The sequence below is a fragment of the Clostridium sp. D53t1_180928_C8 genome (genome assembly GCF_015667795.1).
Lineage (GTDB): Bacteria > Bacillota > Clostridia > Clostridiales > Clostridiaceae > Clostridium.
This window is the reverse complement of sequence record NZ_JADPEL010000005.1, coordinates 1-15,058: the sequence shown is the minus strand read 5'-3', so window position 1 is coordinate 15,058 and position 15,058 is coordinate 1. Positions and strand designations below refer to the sequence as shown.

General features: G+C 26.4%; 14 protein-coding genes and 1 pseudogene. 12 read left to right on the top strand and 3 right to left on the bottom strand.

The genetic code is table 11. The features are described 5' to 3' along the window. Window positions 1-66 precede the first annotated feature (66 nt). Both I4V51_RS05180 and I4V51_RS05175 read left to right on the top strand, forming a co-directional pair. Window positions 67-822 carry an ABC transporter ATP-binding protein gene (locus I4V51_RS05180; RefSeq protein ID WP_195987254.1) on the top strand — a complete coding sequence of 252 codons (756 nt, stop codon included), beginning with the start codon at window positions 67-69 and terminating at the stop codon, window positions 820-822. Further along, window positions 822-2,909: an ABC transporter permease gene (locus I4V51_RS05175; RefSeq protein ID WP_195987253.1), complete on the top strand. Its 2,088-nt coding sequence runs from the start codon at window positions 822-824 to the stop codon at window positions 2,907-2,909. The genes I4V51_RS05180 and I4V51_RS05175 overlap by 1 nt, the downstream gene beginning before the upstream one ends. A gap of 564 nt (window positions 2,910-3,473) precedes the next feature. Here the strand turns inward: I4V51_RS05175 and I4V51_RS21100 are convergent. Next, window positions 3,474-3,752: pseudogene (locus tag I4V51_RS21100) on the bottom strand (3D domain-containing protein); the annotation flags it as partial. A gap of 876 nt (window positions 3,753-4,628) precedes the next feature. Here I4V51_RS21100 and I4V51_RS05165 point away from each other — a divergent pair. From I4V51_RS05165 to I4V51_RS05145, 5 genes are all read left to right on the top strand, one after another. Beyond that, on the top strand, window positions 4,629-5,696 hold the full coding sequence (locus I4V51_RS05165; RefSeq protein WP_195987252.1) for a hypothetical protein: 1,068 nt from the start codon (window positions 4,629-4,631) through the stop codon (window positions 5,694-5,696). Beyond that, window positions 5,693-6,487 (top strand): TPM domain-containing protein, encoded by a 795-nt coding sequence (locus I4V51_RS05160; RefSeq protein ID WP_195987251.1) that lies wholly within the window; start codon window positions 5,693-5,695, stop codon window positions 6,485-6,487. The genes I4V51_RS05165 and I4V51_RS05160 overlap by 4 nt, the downstream gene beginning before the upstream one ends. A 164-nt stretch (window positions 6,488-6,651) precedes the next feature. Next, on the top strand, window positions 6,652-7,551 hold the full coding sequence (locus I4V51_RS05155) for a DUF5685 family protein (RefSeq protein ID WP_195987250.1): 900 nt from the start codon (window positions 6,652-6,654) through the stop codon (window positions 7,549-7,551). 59 nt (window positions 7,552-7,610) lie between these two features. Next, window positions 7,611-8,207, top strand: coding sequence for a J domain-containing protein (locus I4V51_RS05150; RefSeq protein WP_195987249.1), 597 nt, complete (start codon window positions 7,611-7,613; stop codon window positions 8,205-8,207). A 57-nt stretch (window positions 8,208-8,264) separates the two neighbouring features. Next, complete coding sequence (locus I4V51_RS05145) at window positions 8,265-8,807, top strand: DUF2232 domain-containing protein (RefSeq protein WP_195987248.1); 543 nt, start codon at window positions 8,265-8,267, stop codon at window positions 8,805-8,807. A gap of 51 nt (window positions 8,808-8,858) precedes the next feature. Here the strand turns inward: I4V51_RS05145 and I4V51_RS05140 are convergent, their stop codons facing one another. Further along, window positions 8,859-10,760: a glutamine synthetase gene (locus I4V51_RS05140; RefSeq protein WP_195987247.1), complete on the bottom strand. Its 1,902-nt coding sequence runs from the start codon at window positions 10,758-10,760 to the stop codon at window positions 8,859-8,861. Window positions 10,761-11,174: 414 nt separating this feature from the next. On the opposite strand from I4V51_RS05140, the gene I4V51_RS05135 reads away from it, so the two are divergent. Together I4V51_RS05135 and I4V51_RS05130 are read left to right on the top strand one after the other, a co-directional pair. After that, window positions 11,175-11,324 carry a hypothetical protein gene (locus I4V51_RS05135; protein WP_195987246.1) on the top strand — a complete coding sequence of 50 codons (150 nt, stop codon included), beginning with the start codon at window positions 11,175-11,177 and terminating at the stop codon, window positions 11,322-11,324. 194 nt (window positions 11,325-11,518) lie between these two features. Beyond that, on the top strand, window positions 11,519-11,767 hold the full coding sequence (locus I4V51_RS05130) for a hypothetical protein (RefSeq protein WP_195987245.1): 249 nt from the start codon (window positions 11,519-11,521) through the stop codon (window positions 11,765-11,767). Between the two features lie 62 nt (window positions 11,768-11,829). Here the strand turns inward: I4V51_RS05130 and I4V51_RS05125 are convergent, their stop codons facing one another. Continuing rightward, window positions 11,830-13,014: an AI-2E family transporter gene (locus I4V51_RS05125; RefSeq protein ID WP_195987244.1), complete on the bottom strand. Its 1,185-nt coding sequence runs from the start codon at window positions 13,012-13,014 to the stop codon at window positions 11,830-11,832. A 337-nt stretch (window positions 13,015-13,351) separates the two neighbouring features. Here I4V51_RS05125 and I4V51_RS05120 point away from each other — a divergent pair, with 337 nt between their 5' ends. The 3 genes from I4V51_RS05120 to I4V51_RS05110 all read left to right on the top strand — a co-directional run. After that, window positions 13,352-13,504 (top strand): hypothetical protein, encoded by a 153-nt coding sequence (locus tag I4V51_RS05120; RefSeq protein ID WP_195987243.1) that lies wholly within the window; start codon window positions 13,352-13,354, stop codon window positions 13,502-13,504. A gap of 203 nt (window positions 13,505-13,707) precedes the next feature. Further along, window positions 13,708-14,472 carry a hypothetical protein gene (locus I4V51_RS05115; RefSeq protein ID WP_195987242.1) on the top strand — a complete coding sequence of 255 codons (765 nt, stop codon included), beginning with the start codon at window positions 13,708-13,710 and terminating at the stop codon, window positions 14,470-14,472. 124 nt (window positions 14,473-14,596) lie between these two features. Next, on the top strand, window positions 14,597-15,058 hold a 462-nt coding region (locus I4V51_RS05110; RefSeq protein ID WP_195987241.1), incomplete at its 3' end, for a DUF1461 domain-containing protein.

Genomic DNA, 15,058 nt, shown 5'->3' with positions numbered 1-15,058 from the left:
TATACTTATATTAGAAAGTGTTTAGAAGAAAAACACAAAATAATAATATAAGCGAGGTAGGAAGACATGGATATTTTAAATGTTGAAAATTTAACTAAGGTGTATAGCTCTTTTAAAGGAGCTAAGGAAGTAACAGCTTTAGGTGGAGTAAATTTAGTTGTTAATAAAGGTGAGTTTGTTGGAATAATGGGACCAAGTGGAAGTGGCAAAACTACTTTGCTTAATATTCTTTCGGGAGTAGATAAAGGTACATCGGGTAAGGTTAGTATAAGCAACAAAGATATAAGTAAAATGAAGAAAGATGAATTAGCTTTATTTAGGAGAAAAAATATAGGATATATATTTCAGGATTTTAATCTTTTAGATAGCTTAACGCTTGAAGAAAATATTTCACTGCCATTAATTTTAGATAAAAAGAATCCAAAAGAAATTAATAAAAGTGTAAATAACTTAATGAGCTTCTTTAATATTGCAGATTTAAAGAAAAAATATCCTTATCATATTTCAGGAGGTCAAAAGCAAAGAGTAGCAGCCGCTAGAGCTTTAGTAAATGACCCAGATATTATATTTGCAGATGAACCTACAGGAAATTTAGATTCAAAGTCAGCTAATAATATTATGACAACTATAAGCAAGATGAACCATGAAATTAAAAGTACAGTATTAATGGTAACCCATGACCCTTTTGCAGCTTCATTTTGCAGAAGAATTATATTTATAAAAGATGGTAAAATCAAGATGGAAATAACGTCTGATGGAGATAGAAAAAAGTTTTTCGATAAAATACTTGAAGTCCAAAGTGTTATAGGAGGGGAAAACTAATGACTTTTTCTTCTATAGTACGAAAGAATTTTACTCATAATTTTAATAAATATATATCATTTTACTTTGTAAATTCATTGATAATTGCCATGCTTTTTATGTATGGTAGCTTAATTTATAATCCTTTAATAGCAGATGATATGGGAAGAACATCAATATCTGAAACAGTAAATATGGCACTTATTGGTGTAATATTATTTTCAATAGTATTTATTACATATACCAACGTATCTTTTCTTAAAAATAGAGGAAAAGAGTTTGGAATGTATTTAACCTTAGGAATGACTACGAAGGATTTAACTAAATTAATATTGTTTGAAAACCTAGGAATAATGATAGCTTCATTAGCTACAGGTATGTTAAGCGGAGCTTTGTTTGGGAGACTATTTTACATGGGCTTAAATAAAATTTTAAGTGATACAACTATTCCTTATGAGCTAAATTACAAAAGCTTCTTATTAAGTGGAGGAATTTTTGCACTAATATTTATATGTAATTTTATCTTTAATGCAATCTATATAAGAAGCGTATCTATTATTGATGCTATAAAGGCAGAGAAGAAGAAAGAAGTTGCCGGATCAAATTTATTACTTGGTAGTATTTCAGTTATCTTATTAATAATAGCTTTATATTGTTTACCTAAGACAATGCTTAAAGAGATGTTTAAAGAACAATCTTATATGATAGGTGTATTTGTTGTTATAATAATGATTTGTCCTTATTTAATAATAGGATCATTTATAGCTATAATTAAGAAAATATTTAGCAAAATGCCAAATATATACAATAGGAATTTATTAGTTTTATCTAATTTATCTCATAGATTTTTAGGGTATAAAAATATTTTATATGTACTATCATTACTAGTAGCTGGAGCAATGTTCTTTGTGGGATATAGCTACTCAATTTACGCATCAACTAGAGAGTATGTAAATAATGATAATCCTTTTGAAATTATGTTTGTAGAAAGTGATAAATACAATAGAGTAGATAAAGATAATCTTGAAGAAGCAATAAATAGTGCTAATGGAAACATTGAAAAGTACAATGTATTAGAATTTGTGGAAGTACCTATTTTTAGAGAAAATGGTAATACATTAAGCTTTTGGACAGATGGGCAACCAGTAATTAGTGAGTCGAATTATAATAACCATATGGGAGCTAAGGTAGATATAAAAGAGGATGAAGCATTATATATAACGGTAGCCAATGAAAGATTAGAGTTTGAGCATCCGACTGCAATCTTAACAAACCTTACAGAAGAAAAGTTAGATGAAGTTAGAGAAGCTTCTGCTGACCACAGCTATTCTATAAGTAGAGAAAGTTTAGATAATATTATTGGAGATAACTTTAAGTGGGAAATAAAAGATACTAACATTAAAGAAGAGAAAAATGTTAGATTTACAAACTTTAGATATTGTGGAGAATATTATTCTGGCAGCGCATTAGTTATTGATGATGAAGCTTATGAATCGTTAAAAGTAAATTTCACAGAAAGCTCTATTAAGAATTTGCATTTAATGAATGTTAAGAATAAAGATATTGCCTTCAATGAATTAATGAGCTATTTAAAAGATATAAATAACTTAGATAATTCCTATTGGAAAGAAGGTAGTATCTGGGGTGGAAAAATAAGTGATGATGAAAGAGGTACAATAGAATCATACAGACCTATTTATAGAGAAGAACTTGTCAGAATGCAGCTAGACAATAATGGTATGATGCTATTTACTATGATATTCATTGGTTTGTTATTTGTTATTGCTAATGGAGTAGTACTTTACTATAAGGTATTTTCTGATATAAAGGATGAAGAGGAAAGAATTATATCATTAAATAGAATTGGAATTATACAAAGTGAGATAAAAGCAACAATTAAAAAGGAATTAGCAATAACTTTCTTTGCTCCAATAATTATTGGGGGAAGTCTAGGTTTATATTTCCTATATATCATGGTATCAAACTCTGGAATGACTAAATTATTAATGAGTAAAGCTTTAATAGTGCTTTTAGTAGGCTTTATTATTCAAGTATTATTATATTTGATTAGCTTAAGAAAATATTTTAAGGAAGTTTTAAATAAATAGAAAATGTGAACTCTTGCTTATAATTTAAATAAGTAAGAGTTTACTTTTTTCTTTATATATTTAGTAATGATAAAGATAGTTGATGTTGGTATAATTATTTTGTAAACAATCTAAGTATTAAATTATAGCTTGTACTCCTCGATAAATTCCAATTTAGTGATTAGAATTTGATGAACAATCTTAAAGTATTGCGAATTAAATAAAAATGGAGTTAAGAATCTTAACTCCATTTTTTGCTATTTTAACTTTGTGATTATGGCTGCGATTTTAGGTGTGATTTTATAGGTGATTACATTACTTTGCACCTTAAAACGGAACCCGTTGATTATTTATATAGCCTCTTTTGTATTACCAATAAAGGTTTTTAATTTTACCACACTTTTTACAAGTTAACTTTTCGTAATAACCACCTTTGAAACAGATATTTTTTATTATTTCAGAATTGTATTTATGTATACAAAAAATGAATTTAGGTATTAGCAAAATTAACCCTCCTAATTAAAGTATAAAAAACATTACTTTAATTAGTATGAACAGTAGCTAATAAATTATTACTAAATATTTTTACCATTCACCTGGGTAAGCAAGGACATATAACGTGACATTTTGTCTTCCCCAGTTTTCGCATTCATTTTCGGAATTTAAAAACAAATCTATTCTATGGCCTTTTATAGCACCACCGGTATCAGCAGCAATAGCCTCACCGTATCCAGGGATATAAACTTTTGAACCTAAAGGAATTATTGATGGATCTACAGCAATAGTACTAACTCCATTTGGGTTACGTACAGGGGTAACGCCAGTGGCAGTAGTAGTATCTCCAGTATAAGCAGTAGCTTCCATGTTAAAAGTAGCTTTATATGAAGAGTTAGTTTCTTTAACTTCATTTTCTTTAGCCTCTTGAGCTTTAGCTTCTGCCTTAGCAGTAGCTTCAGCATCTGCTTTAGCCTTAGCTTCAGCGGCCTCTTTAACTTTTTCTTCTTCAACTTTTTTATTATAGATAGACATATCATTCATCATATTATCAACTGTAGAAGTAAATTCAATATTTGAATTAGTATCTGAAGCAATATCCTTGATAATTGAATCATTATCAGAAGCAACTATTGCTGTATTAGCTTCATTAGTTGAAATAGTATTTGAATTTAAATCATTATTATCATTATGGTTTTCTAAATAACTAATATTAACAACTTTTTTATTTGTATTATTTAAAACACTTGCACTAGCATAAAATTCATTTATACCAAACATTGATAGAGCAAGTGAAGTTGTTAAAACAAAAATTTTCTTAAACAGAAAATACACCTCCAAGATTGTGAATTTAATTCCTTCGTCCTGCACCTAGTTTATACTACATATCAAAAATGCTGTCAAACTTACGTGGAACAATATAACAAGGTTCAAAATTCCAAAAATCAAAAGAGAAATAATGGAAAAATACTCGTAATAGTTTGAATTAAAGAGGTTAAAGCATATCGATAAATAAAAGTCAAGAAAAATAAAAAGTATAAATATGGACTATTTACCTTGAATATTATAATAGAGTAAATTGAAAATTTAATAAAAATATATAGACAAATTTTAAATAGATGTTCTAATAAATTAGAGTTATTTTATTTCAAGTATATAAATAAAATAGATAGTATTATTTTGAATAAAGTGTAAATTTATATGGTATAATTTTATAGATGAAAAATATTACTTTAGGGGGAAGAGATGTCAGTTACTTCATATAAATGTCCTAACTGTGGGGCAGAAATTAAATTTGATCCAGAATTACAAAAAGGTAAATGTGATTTTTGTCTAAGTGAATTTACAATAGATGAAATAGAAAAATTGAATAATTCAAAAAATGATCATATAAAAGCAGAGAATTTAGAACAAGACTATAATGAAGAGTGGGATAACATAGGAGAAAGGACTAGAATGTATTCATGTCCAAGATGTGGTGCAGAGATAGTAGCTGATATAAATACTACAGCTACATTTTGTTGTTATTGTCATGGACCTGTAGTTTTAAGTGATAAATTTAATGGAGAATTTAAGCCTTCAAAAGTTATTCCATTTAAAATAGATAAGGATAAGGCTATTGAAAATTTTATAGAGTGGAGTAAGAAGAAATGGTTTTTACCTAAAGAATTTTCTTCACATAAGCAATTAGAAAAAATAACAGGAATTTATATTCCATTTTGGTTAGTAGACTCTAATGTTACTGGGCAGATGAGTGCTAGAGGTAAAAAGATTAAAACTTGGGTTAGCGGAGATTATAAATATACTAAAACAGATATATACAATATTTATAGAGAAGCAAGTTTAACTTTTAATAATGTACCTGGAAATGCATCAAGTAAAATGGATAATAGTGTTATGGAAAGTATAGAACCATATGACTCTAAAGGATTTAAAGAGTTTTCTACTGCATATTTACCAGGATTCTTTTCAGAGAAATATGATAAAACAAAAGAAGAAGTTTTACCTTTAATAGAAAATAAAATAAAGATAGGAACTAATGATATATTAAGGAATTCAATAAATGGATATTCAATAGTTGATGTTGTAGGAACACATGAAAATTTTAATAAAACTTCTTGTAATTATGCATTAATGCCTATATGGATGATGACATACAGCTTAGGAGGAAAAAATTATATTTTTGCTATGAATGGTCAGACAGGAAAAGTATTTGGTGCTTTACCTGTATCTAAAGGAAAAATGTTTATACTATTTTTAGTAATTTTTATAATTGTATTTTTATTAGTATTTATAGGAGGTAGTATTATATGAAAAATGTAAGAAAAAAGCTAATACCTTTTATTAGTATACTAATTTTAATTTTATCATCTAGCTTTTTAGTTATGGCTAATGTAAATCCAGTTGTAGATGAGGCTAAGCTTTTATCACAAGATGAAAGAAATCAATTGATGGAATCAATTGAAGTGTTTAGAAAAGAATATAATATGGATGCAGTAATAGTTACATCAAATGATTTAGAAGGAAAAAAGCCTAGGGATTATGCTGATGATTACTATGATTATAATGGATATGGATTAGGCTATAATAAAAGTGGATTACTATTATTAATAGATATGGATGACAGAAATATATGGATTTCAACTAGTGGAGATGCAATTGAATATTTTACTGATGATAGAATAGAATCTATTATTGCTGATATAAGCAAATATTTAAGTAATGGAGAGTATTTTGATGCATGTAATATATTTTTAACAGATATAAAACATTACATTAATAATGGAATACCAGAAGGTCAGTATACTTATAGTGAAGAAGATAATACAGTGAAAATAGTGTTGATTGCTTTAGTATCAGCAGCTATAGTAGCAGGAGTTACATGTATTTGTGTAGTAAATTCTTATAAAAACTCAAAGTCAGTCTCTAGTACAAATTATGTTGATAATAATTCTATAGTATTTACTAAAAGAAGAGATATTTTTGTTAGTACATTTACTACTAAAACTAAAATTGAAAAGAATAATAATAGTGGTGGAGGCGGAAGCTCAACCCATACATCAAGTAGCGGCAATACACATGGTGGTGGGGGCGGAAGCTTTTAATTAAAGAAATAGTTCCTTAAGAAAATATTTTAAGGAGCTATTTTTATTTATTTACTTATTAAAGTTAATAATATACCATCTAAATATACTGGTATAAATTGATTAATATTTGTAAATAAATTATACTGAATTTATGAAATAATACATATTAAAGGAGTGATTATTTGTTTGGGTATGTGACTCCACTTAAGCCTGAATTGAAAATAAGGGAATATGAAATGTTTAGAGGATATTATTGTGGTGTATGTATGCATATTAAGAAGAAGTTTGGAAATATTCCGAGATTTGCTTTAAATTATGATATGGCATTTTTGGGATTGCTTTTAGATGCATTACATAGTGAAGAGCCTAATATTGAATTTAAAAAGTGTATGGCTCATCCATTAAAAAATAAACCTATGATTATAAATAATAAAGCTTTAGAATATACAGCTGCTATGAATGTTTCACTTGTATATTATAAATTAATTGATGATGTAAATGATGATAAAAGCCTAAAAAGTAAAGTTGAAAGTGTTGCTTTATCTCCGTATAAACGAAAATTTAACAGAAATGTTACTATGATTAATGATATAATAGAAGAAAATTTAAATATGCTATCTAATTTAGAAAAAAATAAGGAATTTTCATCAATTGATGAGATTTCACATCCTTTTAGTTTAATAGTAGCTAAAATTCTAGAGTTATACCCTGAAGAAATAGATGATGATCGTGATGAATTAAGATATGAACTTTATGATTTAGGCTATGCCCTTGGAAAGTGGATTTATTTAATAGATGCTTTGGATGATTTAAAAGAAGATATAGAAAAAGATAAATTTAATCCAATAAATTATTTATATAATAAGAATAATAAAAGCTACGAAGATTTATTAGAACAAATTAAGCCAAGAATGGAATTTACTATTTTGAATTGTGGATATAATTGCAAAGAAGCTTTAAATAAGTTACCACTAAAGAGAAATAGAGCAATATTAGAAAATATAATTAATCTTGGAATGATGGATAAGTATGAGAAGATAATTAATAATTGTAACTGTAAGGATAAAAAGAATAAATATTAATATTTTGTTTTAAACATGTAATATATAATGATAGCATAGGATAAAAGGAGTGTTTTATAATGAATCCGTATGAGGTATTAGGAGTGAAGCAAGGAGCTTCTCAAGAAGAAATAAAATCAGCTTATAGAAAATTAGTAAAGCAATATCATCCAGATCAATATGTAGATAATCCACTTAAGGATTTAGCTCAGGAAAAATTAGCTGAAATAAATCAGGCTTATGAAATGCTCAAAAATTCTGGGGGAGACTCAAATTATAGCTCTTCATCAACAGGAGCTAATTCATATAGTAGTAATACACCTATATATGCAGAGGTAAGAAGTCTTATTCAAATGAGAAATATATCTGTTGCAGAATCAAAGCTTAATGCCATAAAGCAAAGAGATGCAGAATGGTATTATTTATACGGAAATGTGATGATGGCAAAGGGTTGGTTTGAATCAGCTTATAATAATATACAAAGGGCATGTTCTATGGATCCAAATAATTTTGAGTATAGGCAAGCACTTCAACAATTACAAGCAAGAAGCAGAGGATATAGTCAAACTTATAGAACTTCAAATGGGAATATGAATAGTTGTGATTGTTGTATGAATTTATGGTGTTTAGATTCATTATGTGAATGTTTTGGTGGAGATCTTATAGGCTGTTGTTAAATAGATAAGTAATAATAGGAATAAATTGCTTCACAATTTAACTAAAGGGGTGGTTTTATGAAGGCTAAGGATATAGCTCTTGGTGGAATTTTAGTAGCACTAACAATTATAGTATTATATGCAACTTCAATATTGCCGATAAGTACATTAGCTATATTAACAGTTGCTTCAGCTTTAATACCAGTATGTATTATAAGAAGTAATGTTCAAACATCTATATTTGTATATATAGCATCTAGTTTAATTGCTTTTTTATTAGTGCCAATTAATATATCATTTTTATACTTTATTTTCTTTGGAGCATATGGAATAGTAAAATATTTTGTAGAAAGAATTAGAAAAGAAAAATTAGAAATAGTATTTAAATTAGTTTTCTTTAATATAGTATTTATAGTTGCTTTTGTAATAATGCAGAATATTTTAGGCATAAATATAATGGATGGATTAGAAGCATTAATAGGAAACTTTTTTGATGCTTCAGCAAGAACTGTTTCATTTATAATATTATGGATAGTAGCACAGCCAATTTTTTTAATTTATGATTATGCTATGACTATGATTATTACATTTTATATGGAAAGAATACATAAAAATATATAAAATAATAATAAAAAAATGAACTGCTATTTTTAGCAGTTCATTTTTCTATATTTAAATATCTAATAAATTCTTCTTGTAAGAAGAGTACATATTTCTTAATAAGCTCATTTTATCTTCTAATTCTAAATAAAGATCAGATGCAACTGCTAAGTTATCTTCATTAATTGCATCTTTAAGTCTTGTAAATAGACTCTTAGTAGAATTAGTATCTTTCATTATATAAAGTCTTAATTCATGAATTTTCATCCAATTAGTTAAATCTAAATCTAAAGCTTTATTTGCATCATGAAGGCATTTACAAGCTCTTATTTCAGCAGTAAATTTATTTACTATTCTATGAGCTATTTCCATTTTCCATCTTTTAATAGTTGCTATTTTAAAGCTATTAATAAGTTGGTCAGTTAATACGCCATTTCTTTTTAAGACTTCTACTTTTTCAGGGTATCTATCTAAAGCGCTAATATTTTCATAGATTGTAGCTGGAGCCTTGCTAAAGTATTTGTTTCTTTCTTCTTCCGTAAAATCTTCAAATACATCTTCTTCAGCTCTATATTTTCTATTTTTTTCTAAATAATCTGCATCAGCACCATATTCTTTAGAAAGTTCAGCTAATAATTCATCATCAGTTTTATTATTATTTACTGCATAAAGAATACCATCAAGCATAGCCATGTAACATACGGCTATAGTTATATAGGCGTTTGAATGTGGATTTGGAGAACGTAATTCAAATCTTGTAGCTAAAGGGTTAGCTAGGTCTCTAATAAGTCCAACAAGTATAGATCTATTTCTAGATGGATTACTTGGAGATAAACCAAGAGAAGTAACTATACAAACTGGAGCTTCAAATCCAGGTTTTAATCTTTTTAAAGAATTATTAGTTGAAGAGATAAATGGATTCATAACTTCATAGTTTTTAAGAAGACCCATTAATGAACCATATCCAAGAACACTTAGGAAATGATCCTTAGTAGTATGGAACAAGTTTATTCTTTTACCATTTTTAAGTTTTAAGCTAATTCCTACATGAACATGCATACCAGAACCAGCAACACCATCAATTGGTTTAGCCATAAATGTAACATCTAAACCATATCTTCTATAAGTTTCTTGAACTAATATTTTTATAAATAGTTCATTATCAGCAGCTTGAACTGCATCTGAATATTTCCAGTCTACTTCGATTTGTTCCATTACATGATTAAAGTTACCAGAAGCATCTAATTTAGCTCTAACTCCACCAACTTCTTTATGTCCCATTTCAGGTTCAAATCCATAGGCTTCCATTAATAATAAGCTTTCTTCTAAAGCAGTACGAACTTTACCCTTAGTTCTTGTCCAATACTGTTCATGAAGCACTTGAGAAGTTGATAATTCTTCAAGTTCAGCATCAGTGTTTGGAGTTCTAACCCAGAATTCTAATTCGGTAGCTGAAGTTATTACAATTTCATCTATATCATCTTTTTTTATGTTATAAATATCTAAAACTTCAGGATGTGTTTCAAATATATTCCATAAATTATCTTTAAAAGTTTTAACTGCGTTATTTAAGATGTTTCTTGAATCTACAGGCTTATTATCGTGATATAAAAAACAAGGAATCCTTAAAGTACCTACAGGTTTATTTGTTGATTTATCAATAAAATCATAGTTATAATCAACAAACCATTTACAATTTAAGTCTGCAATCATATCTACTTTTGCATTGTTTAATGTTGCTATCCCTGGTAAAACAACTGATGATCCGTCAGTTTGAACTGCAACTCCATGTAAGAATGAGTCTAAGTCATCTAAAAATAAATTAACTGGAATTTTTTCGTCTGTATCATTTCCAGAAAGGTCAATACCAACAAATGATACGAATTTTATTTCTGGATGATTAGATAAAATTTCTTTTACTTGTTCTTTTGTATGATTTTCTTTTGGTATAGTGTAAAGTAAATTGTCAATCATAGGCTTGATTTCGCAATATTGATAAAATATTTACGAAATAAATTCACATCCTTCCTAATATAAGTCGAATAATATTATTTAAAAATATTAAAACATTCGTAATTTCCTTATAGTGATTTTATTACAAATTTATCAATTATGTCAATATATTTATTAATATATTATAAATAAAATATGATATTTTTTTTAGAAACTGAATTTTTAGATTTAGGTGTAGTATTAACTTTATCTAAAGGTTAGGAAAAATTTAATACCCTATTTACAAATTATAACACAGTTTTACAAATATTTAATAAAAATATTGGAGCTTTAATGCAAATATTTCAAAAGTTAAGTATTATAAATGTATAATAATATCTATATTATTAATAATAGAAATATATAAGTATAGTTAAAAAAATAAGGAGAGTTATTATGGATGATGTTTTATGTCCAAAGTGTGGAAAAATAATTTTTGAGGAGCCAAGTTGTGAAGCTAATGGAATTATAACTTGTGATAGCTGTAAAAATCAGATTAAATGGAAGTGTAATGGGAAAAAGACAATAGCTAAAGTATTTGAATAACTTAAATTAAAAATCTAATTTTACATAAATATAAAGGTCTCACGGAAGTGAGACTTTTATATTTATGTAAAATAATTTATATACCACAATTTGGAATAATATGGTAAAATTATAGTGGGGTATATATTTTATTGGTAATTTATATAAAATTAATTATAAATAGGGGATAAATAATAAAGGAGATGGGAGTAAAAGTGAATAAATGTAAAGAAAGGGTTAGAGAAGAATGGTATGGAGTAGCAATTACATTAGGTGTAATGCTAATAAGTTTTCTTATTTCTAAAAGTAATTTAAATGAATATTTTGATGTAATATTATATGCAGGTGTACTTCTAGTTATGGGTGGATTTTTATATGCTATTATGAAGATTGATAATATAAAAATAGGACAAACAGTAATAATAGGAGGCATAGCAACTATGCTATTGAGCTGTGTATTATAATGTTAATTATTATAAAATAAAAAAAGTCTGAATTTCAGACTTTTTTTATTTTATAGTAAAATTTACTCTTCTGATATATTTGAACTGGTATATTCATCATACCACTTATTAAATAAAACTCTAATAGAAGCTGCAATTGGAACAGCAAGCAACATTCCAAGTAATCCGCCTATGTTACCTCCTACTAAAATTGCCATCATAGTAAATACAGCATGAAGTCCAACGCTATTTCCAACTATTTTAGGTGCTAATAAATTATTATCAACTTGTTGTACAACAAGCATTGCTATAACAGCATAAATAACTTTTATAGGCTTTCCGCTTAATAAGCCCATGACGGCTGCTAAAATAGTACCAACTAAAGGACCAACATAAGGTATCATATTACAAATTCCTGCAATAAGTCCTATTACAACGGCATAATCTATACCAACTATAGATAAAGCTATTGCTGATAATATTCCAACACAAAATGCCTCTAATAATTGACCGCGAATGAACTTTGAAAACACATCATTTACTAGAGAAAATGTTTCAGAAAGTTTCTTTCCTGTATGGCTACTTCTAAAAATTAAATAATATAACTTTTTCCATAAGCTGATAAAGTATTCAGAATCTTTAAGAATATAAATACTTATAATAATTGCAATAAAGAATGAAGCAATACTACTACCTATAGACATAATATTAGAAGTCATATTTCCAAGGTTAGTCATAATGTATTTTTGCACTGTATCTACTATTTGAATTATATATGGTTGTAAGTTATCAATAAAAGGTATATTTAAGTTTTTTAGTGTATCTTCTATTGATGAAGTAGAAAATGAATTAGTGTTTAAATATGATGATATATCTGACATTATATTTGTTAGTGTAGTATTTTTAGAAAGTTGTCCGCCAATCATAAAATAAATACCCCAAATTAAAGCTAATACAATACCGATTATTAAAAGGTAAGAAGATACAATGGCAATAACTCTTCTAGCAGATTGAGTTTTTATTTTATATAAAGTATTTGTTCTTAGAAAATTTTCTATAATTTTTGTTAATGGATATAACAAATAAGCTATAACTATAGCAATAATTAAAGGTTTAATTAGTTTTAGTGTAGTTCCAATAATATTAAATGTAGTAGTAAAGATGGTACCTATATTAGACATTATAGTTAAGGCTAAATAAATAGCAATGGCTGTTAAGGTAACATATACTGAATATTTCAACAGCTTCTTATCAAAATGTATTTTCAATTATTTCACCGTCCTGATGTTAGCGTATTTTTATAGTATAAGGTATATTATATCATAAAACAAAAATCTTAAAGGAGAATTTTAGTAAAAAAATACTCTGTTAATTTTTTTATAAAAATATATAAGATAAAAAAATTACATTTATTAGAAGGAAAATAAGGAAAGATATAGAATAATCATAATTATCAGAATTTTTATAAAATAGTAAATTGAAAGGGGGAAGGAGAAGGTAGGAATATTTTAATTAGTTGGAATATATAATAAATATAAATTACTTAATTACATATGATGTAATTTTAAAAGTTATTAAATTAAAAGTATTAGGGAGGAATGTAGTATGGAAAATGTTTATTCACAAATTGATGTTAACGCTTACGTAGCAAAATATATGGATGAGACTGGATGCAATCTTAATCAGGCTTGTGAGGAGTTAGAAATTGATCCTACAAAAGTATTTGTAGCACATTCAGAAGATGATGAATTACAATAATTTATAAAATATAAATTTAAATTAAAATTAATGATCCACAGATAGAATATAAAATTAAAATAAATATTTTAATTTTATATTCTAGTTTTGGATCATTAATTTTGTAGCAAATTATATAAGACTTTACTATAATGAGACAAGCTGATATACTATAAAACACTAGTAAAAGATTTCAATAAAAATAAGAAATAGGGAGGAAAAATTTGAAGAAAAGAACAAAGGAAACAATTTTAATAGGCGCTGGACTTGTATTATTATCTGTAATTTTACATTATGTACATGTTCTAATTTTTAAGGATATACATCATACAATGATATTTTTAGTTGCAGATATAGCATTTATTCCATTAGAAGTATTTTTTACTACAATAGTAATTGATAAAATGCTTGAAAGAAGAGAAAAAGAGCATCTATTAGAAAAGTTGAATATGCTTATAGGATTATTTTATACTGAACTTGGAACAAAGCTATTATCGGATATAGTAAAGGGTGACGCTCATGGCGTTATGTCTAACCATAGAACTATAACATCTGATACATGGTGTGATAAGTCTTTTGCAAAGTTACATCAGGATATTCTTCAATATGATTATGAAATCAATATAGAAAAGATTGATTTGAAAAATATAAGAAATAGATTAGATAATAATAAGGATTTATTGATTAACTTAATCTCTAATGGAAATTTATTAGAGCATGAGACATTTACAGAAATGTTAATGACTATAATGCATTTAAAGGAAGAGTTAGATACAAGATACTGTGAAGAGATTGAAGAATATGAAATAAAGCATATAGAAACTGATTTGATGGCAGTATATAAATACTTGACAATAGAGTGGGCAGAGTATATGAAATATTTAAGTAAAAATTATCCTAGTTTGTATTGTAAGGCACTTATAAATAATCCTTTTGATAATAGGGATAAAAAAATTAAGGATAAATGTTTTTTAGGAAATATAAAATAGAAAAGCATTTTGTATAGATAGCAATCTTAATTAATAAAAGATTGTTATTTTTTATATATTAATTGAAAAATATTCCATAAATGAAATAAATGTGATAAAATTATAAAGATTTATAGGAGGGATTATGGATAAAAAGGGTGATAAAATATTATATTTAAATATTTTTGTTAGAATATTAATTAGTATATTTACAGCTGTAGCAATTATATCAATTGCTACAATAATATCATTAAATCTTAGATTTATATATAAGTTTATTATAGATAAGTATGAGTTAGTTAATATTACAGGAGTTTCTAGAGCAAATTTAATTATTGATTACAACGAATTAATAAATTATCTTCAAAATCCATTTATAGAATCATTAAAGTTTGAAAATTTCACTATGAGTTCATATGGAGAAATACATTTTGAGGAAGTTAAAAGAATTTTTATTACGTTGATAATTATAGCTTTATTTTTTATAATAGCTAATGTGTTTTATAGTTTTTTATGTAAACTTAAGATGAGAAGCTCTTATAAAAATATTATAAAAAATCTTAATTCAGGATCAAATATTTTAATAATATTTTTTATAGTATTATTA

Excerpts from the sequence above, each read along its gene's own strand:
- I4V51_RS05180 (WP_195987254.1), top strand. The coding sequence starts at position 67 with ATGGATATTTTAAATGTTGAAAATTTAACTAAGGTGTATAGCTCTTTT.
- I4V51_RS05175 (WP_195987253.1), top strand. The coding sequence starts at position 822 with ATGACTTTTTCTTCTATAGTACGAAAGAATTTTACTCATAATTTTAAT.
- I4V51_RS05165 (WP_195987252.1), top strand. The coding sequence starts at position 4,629 with ATGTCAGTTACTTCATATAAATGTCCTAACTGTGGGGCAGAAATTAAA.
- I4V51_RS05160 (WP_195987251.1), top strand. The coding sequence starts at position 5,693 with ATGAAAAATGTAAGAAAAAAGCTAATACCTTTTATTAGTATACTAATT.
- I4V51_RS05150 (WP_195987249.1), top strand. The coding sequence starts at position 7,611 with ATGAATCCGTATGAGGTATTAGGAGTGAAGCAAGGAGCTTCTCAAGAA.
- I4V51_RS05145 (WP_195987248.1), top strand. The coding sequence starts at position 8,265 with ATGAAGGCTAAGGATATAGCTCTTGGTGGAATTTTAGTAGCACTAACA.
- I4V51_RS05140 (WP_195987247.1), bottom strand. The coding sequence starts at position 10,760 with ATGATTGACAATTTACTTTACACTATACCAAAAGAAAATCATACAAAA.
- I4V51_RS05135 (WP_195987246.1), top strand. The coding sequence starts at position 11,175 with ATGGATGATGTTTTATGTCCAAAGTGTGGAAAAATAATTTTTGAGGAG.
- I4V51_RS05120 (WP_195987243.1), top strand. The coding sequence starts at position 13,352 with ATGGAAAATGTTTATTCACAAATTGATGTTAACGCTTACGTAGCAAAA.